The sequence below is a fragment of the Pseudomonas sp. 11/12A genome (genome assembly GCF_000800055.1).
Classification (GTDB): Bacteria; Pseudomonadota; Gammaproteobacteria; order Pseudomonadales; family Pseudomonadaceae; genus Aquipseudomonas; species Aquipseudomonas mohnii.
The window spans coordinates 6422546-6436386 of record NZ_JUGV01000001.1; the positions used below are offsets into that span (position 1 = coordinate 6422546).

General features: G+C 59.5%; 13 protein-coding genes. 3 read left to right on the forward strand and 10 right to left on the reverse strand.

From position 1 onward, the window contains the following. Window positions 1-98 precede the first annotated feature (98 nt). A complete protein-coding gene (locus GQ39_RS29320) occupies window positions 99-1262 on the reverse strand; it encodes a type III PLP-dependent enzyme (RefSeq protein ID WP_047537576.1) in 1164 nt (387 codons plus the stop codon). Here GQ39_RS29320 and GQ39_RS32760 point away from each other — a divergent pair. Beyond that, window positions 1261-1824, forward strand: coding sequence for a hypothetical protein (locus GQ39_RS32760; protein WP_139213639.1), 564 nt, complete (start codon window positions 1261-1263; stop codon window positions 1822-1824). The two genes, GQ39_RS29320 and GQ39_RS32760, sit on opposite strands and share 2 nt — an antisense overlap. 88 nt (window positions 1825-1912) lie before the next feature. Here GQ39_RS32760 and GQ39_RS29325 read toward each other — a convergent pair whose 3' ends face one another. Genes GQ39_RS29325 through GQ39_RS29340 form a run of 4 tightly spaced genes read right to left on the reverse strand, consistent with a single transcriptional unit; the run spans window position 1913 to window position 5364 of the window. After that, entirely contained in the window at window positions 1913-3070 is a 1158-nt protein-coding gene (locus tag GQ39_RS29325) for an osmoprotectant ABC transporter ATP-binding protein OsmV (protein WP_047537579.1), read from the reverse strand. Next, on the reverse strand, window positions 3067-3720 hold the full coding sequence (locus GQ39_RS29330; RefSeq protein ID WP_047537582.1) for an ABC transporter permease: 654 nt from the start codon (window positions 3718-3720) through the stop codon (window positions 3067-3069). Before GQ39_RS29330 ends, GQ39_RS29325 begins: the two co-directional genes overlap by 4 nt. 13 nt (window positions 3721-3733) lie before the next feature. Continuing rightward, entirely contained in the window at window positions 3734-4627 is an 894-nt protein-coding gene (locus GQ39_RS29335) for a glycine betaine ABC transporter substrate-binding protein (protein ID WP_047537585.1), read from the reverse strand. 20 nt (window positions 4628-4647) lie between these two features. Next, entirely contained in the window at window positions 4648-5364 is a 717-nt protein-coding gene (locus tag GQ39_RS29340) for an ABC transporter permease (RefSeq protein WP_047537588.1), read from the reverse strand. 476 nt (window positions 5365-5840) lie between these two features. On the opposite strand from GQ39_RS29340, the gene GQ39_RS29345 reads away from it, so the two are divergent. Then, window positions 5841-7424 carry a peptide chain release factor 3 gene (locus tag GQ39_RS29345; RefSeq protein WP_047537591.1) on the forward strand — a complete coding sequence of 528 codons (1584 nt, stop codon included), beginning with the start codon at window positions 5841-5843 and terminating at the stop codon, window positions 7422-7424. Between the two features lie 325 nt (window positions 7425-7749). Next, complete coding sequence (locus GQ39_RS29350; protein WP_047537594.1) at window positions 7750-8007, forward strand: hypothetical protein; 258 nt, start codon at window positions 7750-7752, stop codon at window positions 8005-8007. A gap of 192 nt (window positions 8008-8199) precedes the next feature. On the opposite strand, the gene GQ39_RS29355 is transcribed toward GQ39_RS29350, so the two are convergent. The 5 genes from GQ39_RS29355 to GQ39_RS29375 form a co-directional block, all read right to left on the reverse strand. Next, entirely contained in the window at window positions 8200-9180 is a 981-nt protein-coding gene (locus GQ39_RS29355; RefSeq protein WP_047537597.1) for a peptide ABC transporter ATP-binding protein, read from the reverse strand. Continuing rightward, window positions 9180-10148: an ABC transporter ATP-binding protein gene (locus GQ39_RS29360; protein WP_047537600.1), complete on the reverse strand. Its 969-nt coding sequence runs from the start codon at window positions 10146-10148 to the stop codon at window positions 9180-9182. The genes GQ39_RS29355 and GQ39_RS29360 overlap by 1 nt, the downstream gene beginning before the upstream one ends. Before the next feature lie 10 nt (window positions 10149-10158). Continuing rightward, on the reverse strand, window positions 10159-11085 hold the full coding sequence (locus tag GQ39_RS29365) for an ABC transporter permease subunit (protein ID WP_047537603.1): 927 nt from the start codon (window positions 11083-11085) through the stop codon (window positions 10159-10161). Between the two features lie 11 nt (window positions 11086-11096). Further along, complete coding sequence (locus GQ39_RS29370; protein ID WP_047537606.1) at window positions 11097-12107, reverse strand: ABC transporter permease subunit; 1011 nt, start codon at window positions 12105-12107, stop codon at window positions 11097-11099. A 73-nt stretch (window positions 12108-12180) separates the two neighbouring features. Beyond that, window positions 12181-13776, reverse strand: coding sequence for an ABC transporter substrate-binding protein (locus GQ39_RS29375; RefSeq protein WP_047537608.1), 1596 nt, complete (start codon window positions 13774-13776; stop codon window positions 12181-12183). Window positions 13777-13841: the final 65 nt, after the last annotated feature.

The following is a 13841-nucleotide window of genomic DNA, read 5'->3' on the forward strand; positions in this document are numbered from 1 at the left end:
TGTGTCGTATAAAACGAACAGGCGAAGGCGTATTATTTTGGAAGAAATAAAAAAGGCCTGTGAATATTCACAGGCCTTTTTGGTGTGACTCGCGAGACTTAGACGTAATACGACTTCAGCGGTGGGAAGCCATTGAACTCAACGGCGCTGTAGCTGGTGGTGTAGGCACCGGTCGACAGCCAGTACAGGCGATCACCGATGGCCAGGTTCAGCGGCAGGCCGTACTTGTAGTTTTCGTACATGATGTCGGCGCTGTCGCAGGTTGGGCCGGCGATGACGACTTCTTCCATCTCGCCTTTCTTCTCGGTCCAGATCGGGAACTTGATGGCTTCGTCCATGGTTTCGATCAGGCCAGAGAACTTGCCCACATCCGTGTACACCCAACGCTCTACAGCGGTACGGGATTTACGGGCGACCAGTACCACTTCGCTGACCAGGATGCCGGCGTTGGCGATCAGCGAACGGCCGGGTTCCAGGATGATTTCCGGCAGGTCGTCACCGAAGTCTTCCTTGAGGAAGCGGATGATTTCTTCAGCGTAGGTTTCCAGGCTGTTGGTGCGGGTGATGTAGTTGGCCGGGAAGCCACCGCCCATATTGATCAGCTTCAGTTCAATGCCGTCTTCTTCCTTCAAGCGCTCGAAGATCACTTTGACCTTGGCGATTGCCGCGTCCCAGACGCTGATATCGCGCTGTTGCGAGCCGACGTGGAACGAGATGCCGTAAGGCACCAGACCGAGGTCGCGGGCGAGAATCAACAGGTCCATGGCCATGTCGGTCTGGCAGCCGAATTTACGCGACAACGGCCAATCGGCGGTGGTCGAGCCTTCGGTCAGGATGCGCACATAGACTTTCGATCCCGGCGCAGCCTTGGCGATGTTGCGCAGGTCGGCTTCGGAGTCGGTTGCGTAAAGACGCACGCCCTTCTCATAGAAGTAGCGGATGTCCTTGGATTTCTTGATGGTGTTGCCGTAGCTGATCTGGTCGGCGCCGACGCCACGGCTCAGCACTTTGTCCAGCTCATAGATCGAGGCGATGTCGAAGCTCGAGCCTTTTTCCTTGAGCAGGTCGATGATTTCCACGGCCGGGTTGGCCTTGACCGCGTAGTAGACCTTGGCGAATTCGAAACCGGCGCGCAGGTCGTCATAAGCCTGGCTGATCATTGCGGTGTCGATCACCACGAACGGGGTTTCTTGCTTGTCGGCGAACGCCTTCATTTTTTGAAAGGTTTCGCGCGCGAAATAGTCTTCGACCTGGATCGACATGCTGGGAACTCCTACTGGCAAACTAAAATTATCAATGGGTGCAAATGAACGTCCTCCGTATCCCCACTTTGGTTCGCCTACTTCCCAAGGCATGTCGCCGAAAGCAAAAAGGCCATGGGTAGCGTTGCTTCCCTTGGCCTTGCTGTCTCGTCGTCAGTACTTGAGCCGGATGGATCGTTTCCAGCATGGACGTTCGGCGCGAACTTTAGGGCGTGAGGGGCTTGAGATCAACAAAAAATGTCGCGTTTTTGCACTCGTCTGTCGCACGGCAACGGCACAGTCCTTTTTAACTGACACAGATGACAGCCGGATGTTCCGGATGATTTATGAAGTGTTAAAAATACCTGCACGTTCGACGCTTTTGTGCGCCAAGTCTCTAGAAAGTGCAATGTCGTCAACTTCGGCGACGTTGGCTGCGAGAATCTGGACTGAGAGGGAATTTGATTATTTAAGTGTGTGTTTGTGGATGGCTTTTGCAGGCTCTACTGTTGATATTTTTTTCCGGCCTGTGAATCACTCAAAAATCGCACAGAACCTGTGGGAGCCAGCCTGCTGGCGATGACAATTTCATCATCAAAACAGTGTTGACTGGTATTCCCCAATCGCTAGCAGGCTAGCTCCCACAGAGATTTGTGTTTTTTACTCGATTATCAGGCAACCACTGCCTCAGCCGGCGAGACGATATTGGTCTTCATCCCGCGCGAACGCCCGGAACTCAGATAAGCCGCGATCGACTCCTGTGTCACCTCACCCAGGAACACCCGCTCTGCATCCATCACTGGCAGCCACGAACGGTTGAACTCGTACATGCGCGACAACAGGATGCGCAAATGCTCGTCGTAGGCGGCCGTGGCATTGAACTCGCGCAAGTATTGCCCGCAGGTGCCGGTCTGGCGGTGCAGATCGCGGCGACGTACATAGCCCAACGCCTTGTTCTCGCCGTCGGTGACGACCACGTAACGCCGGTCATGTTCGTCCATCAATTCCAGCGCGTCGGCCACCGGGGTGTCCGGGCTGACCGATGGCGCGTTGTCCGCCGCATCTTCAGCTTTCACCAGCAACAGGCGCTTGAGGGTGCTGTCCTGGCCGACGAAGTTGCTGACAAAGTCATCCACCGGATGGGCGAGCAGGGTGTCCGGATGGTCGATCTGCAACAGTTTGCCAGCACGGAAGATCGCGATCTTGTCGCCCAGCTTGATCGCTTCGTCGATGTCATGGCTGACCATGATCACCGTCTTGTTCAGCGCCCGCTGCATCTCGAAGAACTCGTTCTGGATCATTTCACGGTTGATCGGGTCGACCGCGCCGAACGGTTCGTCCATCAGCAGCAACGGAGCATCCGCCGCCAGGGCGCGAATCACACCGATGCGTTGCTGCTGGCCACCGGACAATTCCCGAGGGTATCGATGCAGATACTGCTTGGGCTCAAGCTTGATCATGCTCATCAGTTCTCGAGCGCGGTCGTGGCATTTCTGTTTGTCCCAACCTAACAGGCGCGGAACCACGGTGATGTTTTCCTCGATGGTCATGTTCGGGAACAGACCGATCTGCTGGATGACATAACCGATGTTGCGGCGCAGGGTCACTTCGTCGAGAGCCGTCGTGTCTTCGCCATTGATCAGGATCTTGCCCGAGGTCGGCTTGATCAGGCGGTTGATCATTTTCAACGTGGTGCTTTTGCCGCAACCCGATGGCCCGAGGAACACGCAGATTTCGCCTTCATTGACGGTCAGGCTTACGTCGTTCACGGCCGAAATAGTTTTGCCGTTGCTTTGAAAAGTCTTGGTCAGGTTTTGAAGTTCGATCATTTGAGCAGTCCTTTCGGAGTCAGCGAACGTTGCAGCCACTGCAGAAGCAGGTCGGCGAAGATGGCCAGCAGGCTGACCAGTAAGGCGCCGACGATCAGCATCGACATGTCACTGCGGCTGATGGAAGCGAGGATGAGCACGCCGAGGCCGCCGGCGCCGATGGTGGCGGCGATGGTCATGACACCGATGTTCATGACCACGGCGGTGCGCACGCCGGCGAGGATCACCGGCACGGCGATGGGCAGTTCGACCATGCGCAGGCGCTGGCCGAAGGTCATGCCGATACCGCGCGCGGCTTCGCGAATGCCCGGTTCGACGCCGGACAGGGCCAGGTAGGTGTTACGCATGATTGGCAGCAGTGAGTAGAGAAACACCGCGGTGATCGCCGGCATCGGGCCCAGGCCCTGGCCGAATTTGGAGTAGAACGGCAGCAGCAGGCCGAACAGGGCAATCGACGGCACGGTCAGCAGCACCGTGGCGCTGGCTTGCAAAGGCCCGGCGAGGGTCGGGAAGCGGGTCATCAAAATGCCCAGGGGCACGCCAACGACAATCGCCAGCGTCACCGCGATGCCAACCAGGGTGATGTGCTGCCAGGTCAGGTGCAGCACCAGCGGCCAATCGAGATGGGAAAAGGCGTTCAAGAATTCCATGGCTTTTCCTCGTTCAGTTCAGTGGATGCTGGCGCAGGAAATCGGCGGCCACGGCGGAGGGGCTTTCGTGATCGACATCAACCCGCGCGTTGAGCTGGCGCATGGTGTCGTCGTCGAACAGTTCGGCCAGTGGCTTGAGTTGTCCGGCGAGTTGCGGGTGCGCATCGAGGTACGCCTGACGCACCACCGGGGCGGCGGTGTAGTCGGGGAAGTAGTGCTTGTCGTCTTCGAGCAACTTGAGTTTGAAGGCGTTCAAGCGACCGTCTGTGGTGTAGACCAGGCCGGCAAATACCTGACCGTTGCGCAGCGCGGTATAAACCAGGCCCGCGTCCATCTGGCGGATGTTTTTACGGGTCAGGTTCATGCCGTACAGCTTGACCATGCCATCGAGGCCGTCGGAGCGGTTGGCGAATTCAGTGTCCAGCGCTACCAGGTGATTGGTCTTGGCCTCGTCCCGCAGCACCCTGTTGAGATCGCTAATGGTGTTGATCTGCGGATACGCATCGGCGACGTTCTTCGGCAATGCGAGGGCGTAGGTGTTGCTGAATCTGGACGGGGTTAGCCAGACCAGGCCTTTTTTACCGTCGAGTTCTTTTACCCGGGTGTAGGACTGTTCGCTGTCGAGTTTTTCGGTCACATGGTTGTAGGCCACCAGCGACACGCCGGTGTATTCCCAGAGCATGTCCAGTTGACCGCTTTCGTGGGCGCTGCGGGCCAGATTACTGCCCAGGCCACCAGTGACTTGCACGTCGTAACCCTTGGTGCGCAGGTATTGGGAGGTGATTTCCGCCAGCAGGGTCTGTTCGGTGAACACGCGGGCGCCGATGCGGATCAGCGGCTTGTCCGCCGCTTGGGCAAATCCTGCGCATAGCAGGATGCAGCCTAATAAAAAGCTTGATGTCTTCATGAGCGTTCCTTTACCGAGGCTTAAGACGGGCGCAAGCCGCGTTCGAGCCAGGTTCGGCTGGCCAGTGTCACCAGACCGTCGAGCAGCAGGGCCAGCAGGGCGGTGCAGGCCGCGCCCAGCAGCAGTTGCGGCTGATTGTTCAAGGCGATGCCGGGGAAAATCAGGCTGCCGAGACTGTTGGCGCCGATCAGGAACGCCAGCGGCGCCGTCCCGACATTGATGGCCAGTGCCACGCGCACGCCACCGATGATGATCGGCACGGCATTGGGCAATTCGACTTTCCACAGCACCTGGCGCGGGGTCATGCCGATGCCGACGGCGGCTTCCTTGAGTGAACCCTGGACGTTTTTCAGGCCTTCATAGGTGTTGCGCACGATCGGCAACAGCGAGGCGAGGAACAGGGCGAAGATCGCGGGACCGCTGCCAATCCCCAGGATGCCCAGGGCGATGGCCAGCACGGCGAGAGGCGGCACGGTGTTGCCGATGTTGAAGACCTGCATGAAGCGTTCGGCGCGGCCGACCATGGTCGGGCGGCTGAGGAAGATGCCGGCGGGGATGCCCACGACGAGGGCGGCCAGCATGGAAGCGAGGACGAGAATCAGATGAGCTTGCAGGTAAAACAACAAATCGTCGCGGTAGTGTTCGATCGTGTTGACGCCGATCCAGTGGATCAGCAGGGCCAGGAGGGCGATTACCAGCGCGCCTCCTGTCAGCCCTTTGCCATAGTGGATAGCCACAGGCGGACTCCTTTTTTCTTTGTCGGCGAGCGCAGTCCCGTGTGGCATGCCATTGCTGGTTGCCGGGAAATCAACGTTCGCGAGAAGCAGCTCATGCCGAGCACGTTCCACTGTAGGAGCGAGCCTGCTCGCGAAAAACGTCCAGACAACGCGTACATTCAGGTACCGAGCGTTATCGTTGACGTCCATCGCGAGCAGGCTCGCTCCTACAGGCGGGACGCGTACAGCTTATCGAGCCATAAGCGCAGCCTCGTCAGGCTAACTTGCTGATTTTTCAGCCCCTGACGAAAGCCGTAACAGGGGAGTGGACGCCTCCACCTTTTAAAAGGTTCCATAATTGGCAGCATTTAGCCACCCTTCATGTCCTGCAAGGGTTCTGTTGATCGACGCGGCCGACGGGCCGAGCGGTGGTCTGTGGCGGACGGTTTGCGCTATACTCGCCGCCCTTTTTTGAATCACCTGCCAGGCGATTTCCCATGACCAAACAGGCCGCCGAAGTCGCGAAACGCCGCACTTTCGCCATTATTTCCCACCCCGATGCCGGTAAAACCACCATCACCGAGAAGCTCTTGCTGATGGGCAAGGCGATTGCGGTAGCCGGCACGGTGAAATCTCGCAAATCCGACCGCCATGCCACCTCCGACTGGATGGAAATGGAAAAGCAGCGGGGTATCTCGATTACCACGTCGGTCATGCAGTTCCCGTATCGCGAGCACATGATCAACCTGCTCGACACCCCGGGCCACGAAGACTTCTCCGAAGATACCTACCGCACCCTGACGGCGGTCGACTCGGCGTTGATGGTTCTCGACGGCGGTAAGGGTGTAGAGCCACGCACCATCGCCCTGATGGACGTCTGCCGTCTGCGTGACACGCCGATCGTCAGTTTCATCAACAAACTCGACCGTGACATCCGCGACCCGATCGAACTGCTCGACGAAATCGAAGCGGTCCTGAAGATCAAGGCTGCGCCTATCACCTGGCCGATCGGTTGCTACCGCGACTTCAAAGGCGTGTATCACCTCGCCGATGACTACATCATCGTTTACACCGCCGGTCATGGCCACGAGCGCACCGAAACCAAGATCATCGAGAAACTCGATTCCGACGAAGCCCGCGCCCACCTGGGTGACGAGTACGAGCGCTTCATCGAGCAGCTGGAACTGGTGCAGGGCGCCTGCCACGAGTTCAACCAGCAGGAATTCCTCGACGGTCAGCTGACCCCGGTGTTCTTCGGTACGGCGCTGGGCAACTTCGGTGTCGACCATGTACTCGACGCCGTGGTCGACTGGGCGCCGCGTCCGCTGGCACGTGTGGCCAACGAGCGCACCGTGGAACCGATCGAAGAGAAGTTCTCGGGCTTCATCTTCAAGATCCAGGCGAACATGGACCCGAAACACCGTGACCGCATCGCCTTCATGCGTATCTGCTCCGGCAAGTACGAAAAAGGCATGAAGATGCGCCACGTGCGTACCGGCAAAGACGTGCGGATCGGTGACGCGCTGACCTTTTTCTCTTCCGAGCGTGAGCAACTGGAAGAGGCGTTTGCCGGCGACATCATCGGTCTGCACAACCACGGCACCATCCAGATCGGCGACACCTTCAGCGAAGGCGAAACCCTGGGCTTCACCGGTATCCCGCACTTCGCCCCGGAACTGTTCCGCCGCGTACGCCTCAAGGACCCGCTGAAATCCAAGCAACTGCGCCAGGGCCTGCAACAACTGGCCGAAGAAGGCGCGACCCAGGTGTTTTTCCCGGAGCGCAGCAACGACATCATTCTCGGCGCCGTCGGTGTGCTGCAGTTCGACGTGGTCGCCAGCCGCTTGAAGGAGGAATACAAGGTCGAGTGTTCCTACGAGCCGATCACCGTCTACTCGGCGCGTTGGGTCGAGTGCAGTGACAAGAAGAAGCTCGAGGAATTCTCCAACAAGGCGGTGGAAAACCTGGCGCTGGACGGCGGCGGTCACCTGACCTACCTGGCGCCTACACGGGTCAACCTGGCACTGATGGAAGAGCGCTGGCCGGACGTGAAATTCCGCGCGACGCGCGAGCATCACTAAGCGCTGATCCCGAAATACCCAAAACCCCGTTGCGAAAGCTGCGGGGTTTTTTGTTGCCTGTCACAGTTTCCTGTAGGAGCGAGCCTGCTCGCGATGGTGTCGGCTGCACCGCGTTTTTTCAGGAGGCGCGCATCATCGTTAACTTCCATAGGGAGCAAGCTTGTTATCTTTTCGGCATAACCCTTATCGCAAACCAATCTCCACGCCCATGGCATTTCCGTCGAGTCGATAGCGTCCTGTCTGGAGAACCCGGCTGATCGGAACTAGATTTTACTCAGCGCCAGCCAGGCACTTGAGTTTCACCTGCGAAAGGATGGAATCGGTTATGAACAGGTTGCTACGCGTTGTATTGCTGTTGAAGGTTTTCGTGATGCTGTCCCTCGGCAGTGCGGCGGTCTGGGCCGAGTGTGAGAACCACGCTACCCAGGCGATGAGCGGGCAGAGCGGAGACAGTGGATTGATGCTCGCCAAGTCCGAATCCGAACCGGGTGATCAGGGCCAGGGCGGCGCGGATAACGGTGATGACTCGACCACCGACGAACCGGATTCCAGTGACGACGAGGAAGGCGATAGCCAGTCGTAAAGTTCCAGACAAAAGAAAACCCCTGCTTCTTCGATTGACGCGCAGTCGAAGCAGCAGGGGTCAGGTTAACGCTTGACTACCTGGAACTACACAATCCCTGTGGGAGCTAGCCTGCTGGCGATAGCGGTGCCAGTGAACAGAAATTGTTGACTGGTGTACCGCAATCGCCAGCAGGCTCGCTTCCACAGTTTTTTACGCCGCGCCGTCGAGGAATTGCTCGGCGTAGTGGCAAGCCACCTGACGGCTGTCGAGCAGACGCAGGGCCGGCTCTTCGGTTTTGCAACGGTCGGTGGCGTACGGGCAACGCTTGTGGAACGCGCAGCCGGGCGGCGGGTTCAGCGGGTTGGGCAGTTCGCCGACGATCTTGATCTTCGGCTTGTCCGGATCCGGGTGAATGGTCGGCGTTGCCGACAACAGCGCCTGGGTGTAGGGGTGCAGAGGACGAGTGTAGATGTCTTCTTTCGGGCCCATTTCCACCGGACGACCGAGGTACATCACCATCACGTGATCGGCGACGTGCCGCACCACCGCCAGGTTGTGTGAGATGAACACGTAGGCGGTGTTGAACTCTTGCTGCAGGTCCATGAACAGGTTCAGCACCTGGGCCTGAATCGACACGTCCAGCGCCGAGGTCGGTTCGTCCGCCACCAGTACTTTCGGTTGCAGCATCATGGCGCGGGCGAGGGCGATCCGCTGGCGCTGACCGCCGGAGAACATGTGCGGATAGCGCTGGTAGTGCTCGGGACGCAAACCCACCTGTTTCATCATCGCCTGAACTTTCTCGCGACGTTCGGTGGCCGACAGGTTGGTGTTGATCAGCAGCGGCTCGGCCAGTTGATCACCGATTTTCTGCCGTGGGTTCAACGACGCGTACGGGCTCTGGAACACCATCTGCACGTCTTTGCGCAGTTGCTTGCGCTGGGCCTTGTCGGCACCGGCCACTTCCTGGCCGGCGATTTTCAAGGAGCCCGAGGACGGCTCTTCGATCAGTGTCAGGGCGCGGGCCAGGGTGGATTTGCCGCAGCCGGATTCGCCTACGACGGCGAGGGTCTTGCCGGCTTCCAGCTCGAACGACACACCGTTGAGGGCGCGAACGGTGGCGTGACCCTTGAACAGGCCACGGGACACTTCGTAGTGACGGGTCAGGTCGCGGGCGGTAAGAACGACGGCCATTACGCCACCTCCTGGTTCAGCGGGTAGAAGCAGCGGGCGAGGCTGTTGCTTTTCGGGTCAAGGGTCGGACGCTGCGCACGGCAGTTGTCCTGCACATACGGGCAGCGCGGCGACAGCAGGCAGCCCTGCGGACGGTCGTAACGACCGGGCACGATGCCCGGCAGGGTCGACAGGCGCGAGGCCCCCAGGCTGTGTTCCGGAATCGCCTTGAGCAGCGCTTCGCTGTACGGGTGCGCCGGGATGTCGAACAACTGAGGCACCTGGCCGACTTCGACCGCTTGACCGGCGTACATCACGCACACGCGCTGGGCGGTTTCGGCCACGACCGCGAGGTCGTGGGTGATCAGTACCAGGCCCATGTTCTGTTCTTTCTGCAACGCCAGCAGCAGGTCCATGATCTGTGCCTGAATCGTTACGTCCAATGCAGTGGTCGGTTCGTCGGCGATCAGCAGTTTCGGTTCGCCGGCAATGGCCATGGCGATGGCGACCCGCTGGCTCATACCGCCGGACAGTTGGTGCGGGTAGGCGTCCATGCGGCTGGCGGCACCCGGGATTTCAACTTTTTCCAGCAGTTCGATGGCACGCTTGCGCGCGGCCTTGCCGGACATTTTCAGGTGCAGGCGCAACACTTCTTCGATCTGGAAGCCGACGGTATAGCTCGGGTTCAGCGCGGTCATCGGGTCCTGGAAGACCATGGCCAGGTCTTTGCCGACGATTTGCCGACGCTGACGGTTGCTAAGCTTGAGCATGTTCTTGCCATCGAAATTCAGGGCGTCGGCGGTGACGATCCCCGGATGCTCGATCAGGCCCATCAGCGCCATCATGGTCACGGACTTGCCGGAACCTGATTCGCCAACGATGGCCAGGACTTCGCCCTTGTCCACTTTCAGGTCGAGGCCATCGACCACGGGAACGGCGTTCTTGTCGCCGAAGCGAACGTTGAGATTCTTGATTTCTAACAGTGACATTGGAATCTCCTCAGGCGGCGTTCTTGAGTTTCGGGTCCAGCGCATCGCGCAGGCCGTCACCCATCAAGTTGATTGCCAGCACGCTGAGCAAAATGGTCAAGCCAGGCAGGCTGACGACCCACCAGGCGCGTTCGATGTAGTCGCGGGCCGAGGCCAGCATGGTGCCCCACTCAGGGGTTGGCGGTTGTACCCCAAGGCCGAGGAAGCCCAGTGCGGCGGCATCGAGAATCGCCGAAGAGAAACTCAGGGTGGCCTGAACGATCAGTGGCGCCATGCAGTTGGGCAGCACGGTCACGAACATCAGGCGTGGCAGGCCGGCACCGGCCAGGCGCGCGGCGGTCACGTAGTCGCGGTTCAGTTCGCCCATCACCGCAGCACGGGTCAGACGAACGTAGGACGGCAGGGACACCACGGCGATGGCGATCACGGTGTTGATCAGGCCAGGGCCGAGGATGGCGACGATCGCCACGGCCAGCAGCAGGGACGGCAGGGCCAGCATGATGTCCATCAGACGCATGATGGTCGGGCCGAGCACGCGCGGGAAGAACCCGGCAAACAGACCCAGCAGGATTCCCGGGATCAGCGACATGACAACCGACGACAAGCCGATCAGCAAGGACAGGCGCGAACCCTGGATCAGGCGCGACAGCAAGTCACGACCCAGCTCATCGGTCCCGAGCAGGAACTGCATCTGTCCACCTTCCAGCCAGGCCGGAGGGGTCAGCAGGAAGTCGCGGTATTGCTCGCTCGGGTTATGCGGCGCGACCCACGGGGCGAAGATGGCGCAGAAAATCACCAGCAACATGAACAGCAGGCCGGCGACGGCGCCTTTGTTCTTGGAAAACGCTTGCCAGAATTCTTTGTACGGCGACGGGTACAGCAGGCTTTGATCCGCGGCGGAGGCGGTGGCGGCTACTGAGGAAGTTGGAGTGCTCATGGGTATGGACCTCAGCGCTGGTGACGGATGCGTGGATTGGCAAAGCCGTAGAGGATGTCCACTACGAAGTTGACCAGAATCACCAGGCAGGCGATTAACAGGATGCCGTTTTGCACAACCGGGTAATCCCGGGCGCCAATGGCTTCGATCAGCCATTTACCGATCCCCGGCCAGGAGAAGATGGTTTCGGTCAGGACCGCACCGGCCAACAGGGTGCCGACTTGCAGGCCGACCACCGTCAGCACCGGAATCAGCGCGTTACGCAGACCGTGCACGAACACCACGCGTGACGGCGACAGGCCTTTGGCACGGGCGGTGCGGATGTAGTCCTCACGCAGCACTTCGAGCATCGACGAACGGGTCATCCGCGCGATCACCGCCAGCGGGATTGTGCCGAGCACGATGGCCGGCAGGATCAGGTGGTGCAGGGCGTCGAAGAAGGCACTGACGTCATCGGCCAGCAACGTATCGATGAGCATGAAGCCGGTGCGCGGCTCGATGTCGTACAGCAGGTCGATTCGCCCGGAAACCGGGGTCCAGCCCAGGGATACCGAGAAGAACATGATCAGGATCAGGCCCCACCAGAAGATCGGCATCGAGTATCCCGCGAGGGAGATACCCATGACCCCATGATCGAACAGGGACCCTCGCTTGAGTGCCGCGATCACCCCGGCCAGAAGGCCCAGGATGCCGGCGAACAACAGGGCGGCCATGGACAGCTCCAGGGTCGCGGGGAAGAGAGAGGTGAACTCGGTCCAGACGCTCTCACGGGTACGCAGGGACTCCCCGAGATCGCCGTGGGCCAGTTTGCCGATGTAATCCAGGTACTGGGCATACAGGGGTTTGTTCAGACCTAGGCGTTCCATTGCCTGAGCGTGCATTTCCGGGTCGACTCTGCGTTCGCCCATCATGACTTCCACAGGGTCGCCAGGGATCATGCGAATCAACGCGAAAGTCAGCAAGGTGATGCCGAAGAATGTGGGGATCAATAACCCCAGTCGGCGGGCAATAAAACTAAACATCGTGTGGTGTACCTCATCAGCCGGTTAGGCGTGCCCGGCACGCCTGGGTTCAGGAATGCCGGGAGTTTCTTATCTACTTCACCTGGGTGGTGGCGAAGTTATTCGTGGTGAGCGGGCTAATGTGATAACCCACTACGTTGTTGCGCATTGCTGTAAACATTCTAGTGTGCGCCATGCTGATCCACGGCTGGTCTTGATTAAAAATAACCTGGGCCTGCTCGTACAAGGCGGCACGCTCGGCGGGGTCGGTTTTTTCGCGGGCCTGGTCTATCAGTGCCTGGAATTTGTCATTGCACCAGCGGGCGTAGTTTTCGCCGTTCTTTGCAGCTTCGCAGCTGAGCATAGGTGTCAGGAAGTTATCCGGGTCGCCGTTATCGCCCGCCCATCCGGCGGAAACCATATCGTGCTCGCCGTTTTTCGCGCGCTTGAGCATTTCGCCCCATTCCATCACGCGGATGTCGATCTTGATCCCGACCTTTGCCAGGTCAGCCTGCATCATTTGCGCGCCAAGCATCGGGTTCGGGTTGGTCGGGCCGCCCCCGTTGCGGGTGAACAGGGTGAATGTCGTACCTTCAGGTACGCCGGCTTCCTTGAGCAGGGCGCGGGCCTTGTCCAGATCGTGGGCCGGGTTCTTCAGGCTGTGGTTGTAACCCAGCAGGGTGTCAGGGTACGGGTTGACCGCCGCTGTCGCATTGCCTTTGCCAAACAGGGCGTTGACATAGGCCTCCTTGTCGAAGGCGATGTCGATGGCTTTACGCACACGCACCTCACTCATGTATTTGTGCGTGGTGTTCATGGCGACGTACGAAACGGTCATGGCGTTCAGTTCGTCGACCTTCAGGTTCGGGTCCTTCTTGATGCTCGGGATGTCATCCGGCTTCGGATACAGCGCGACCTGACACTCGTTGGCCTTGAGCTTCTGCAGGCGCACGTTGTTGTCGGTGGCGATGGCCAGGATCAATGCCTCGGCCGGCGGCTTGCCACGGAAGTAGTCAGGGTTGGCCTTGAAGCGAACCTGGGCGTCCTTGTTGTAGCGCTGGAAGACGAACGGACCGGTGCCGACCGGCTTGTTGTTCAGGTCGGCGGTCTTGTTGGCCTTGAGCAACTGGTCGGCGTACTCGGCCGGGTAGATTGACGAGAAGGCCATGGCGATGTCGGCCAGGAACGGCGCTTCACGGCGGGTCAGGGTGAACTTGACCGTGTTGTCGTCGACTTTCTCGACGCTTTTGAGCAGTTCCTTGAAGCCCATGCTTTCAAAGTACGGGAAGCCCACGCTCGACAGTTTGTGCCATGGGTGGTTCGGGTCCAGTTGACGCTGGAAGCTCCAGACCACGTCGTCGGCATTCATGTCGCGGGTCGGTTTGAAGTATTCGGTGGTGTGAAACTTGACGCCCTTGCGCAGGTGGAACGTGTAGCTCAGGCCGTCCTCGCTGATGTCCCAGGACTCCGCCAGTGCCGGAATCACTTCGGTGGTGCCGGGCTTGAAGTCAGCCAGGCGGTTGAAGATGGTTTCGGCCACTGCATCGGCGGTGACTGCAGTTGTGTACTGGACCATGTCGAAGCCTTCGGGGCTGGCTTCGGTACAGACCACCAGGGGTTTGGCCGACACGCCAACCGCGACACTCAGCAACGCGGCGGTGATGGCCGCACGTAGGGGAAGCATTTTCATCAAGAACCCTCTGCAATCGGTTGATCAGGAAACCCGATGGCTGGCTTCTCAGGAGCCAGCCGTCG

Excerpts from the sequence above, each read along its gene's own strand:
- GQ39_RS29330 (WP_047537582.1), bottom strand. The coding sequence starts at position 3,720 with ATGGAATTCTTGAACGCCTTTTCCCATCTCGATTGGCCGCTGGTGCTG.
- GQ39_RS29375 (WP_047537608.1), bottom strand. The coding sequence starts at position 13,776 with ATGAAAATGCTTCCCCTACGTGCGGCCATCACCGCCGCGTTGCTGAGT.
- GQ39_RS29360 (WP_047537600.1), bottom strand. The coding sequence starts at position 10,148 with ATGTCACTGTTAGAAATCAAGAATCTCAACGTTCGCTTCGGCGACAAG.
- GQ39_RS29355 (WP_047537597.1), bottom strand. The coding sequence starts at position 9,180 with ATGGCCGTCGTTCTTACCGCCCGCGACCTGACCCGTCACTACGAAGTG.
- GQ39_RS29325 (WP_047537579.1), bottom strand. The coding sequence starts at position 3,070 with ATGATCGAACTTCAAAACCTGACCAAGACTTTTCAAAGCAACGGCAAA.
- GQ39_RS29320 (WP_047537576.1), bottom strand. The coding sequence starts at position 1,262 with ATGTCGATCCAGGTCGAAGACTATTTCGCGCGCGAAACCTTTCAAAAA.
- GQ39_RS29350 (WP_047537594.1), top strand. The coding sequence starts at position 7,750 with ATGAACAGGTTGCTACGCGTTGTATTGCTGTTGAAGGTTTTCGTGATG.
- GQ39_RS29345 (WP_047537591.1), top strand. The coding sequence starts at position 5,841 with ATGACCAAACAGGCCGCCGAAGTCGCGAAACGCCGCACTTTCGCCATT.
- GQ39_RS32760 (WP_139213639.1), top strand. The coding sequence starts at position 1,261 with ATGCTGGGAACTCCTACTGGCAAACTAAAATTATCAATGGGTGCAAAT.
- GQ39_RS29335 (WP_047537585.1), bottom strand. The coding sequence starts at position 4,627 with ATGAAGACATCAAGCTTTTTATTAGGCTGCATCCTGCTATGCGCAGGA.
- GQ39_RS29370 (WP_047537606.1), bottom strand. The coding sequence starts at position 12,107 with ATGTTTAGTTTTATTGCCCGCCGACTGGGGTTATTGATCCCCACATTC.
- GQ39_RS29365 (WP_047537603.1), bottom strand. The coding sequence starts at position 11,085 with ATGAGCACTCCAACTTCCTCAGTAGCCGCCACCGCCTCCGCCGCGGAT.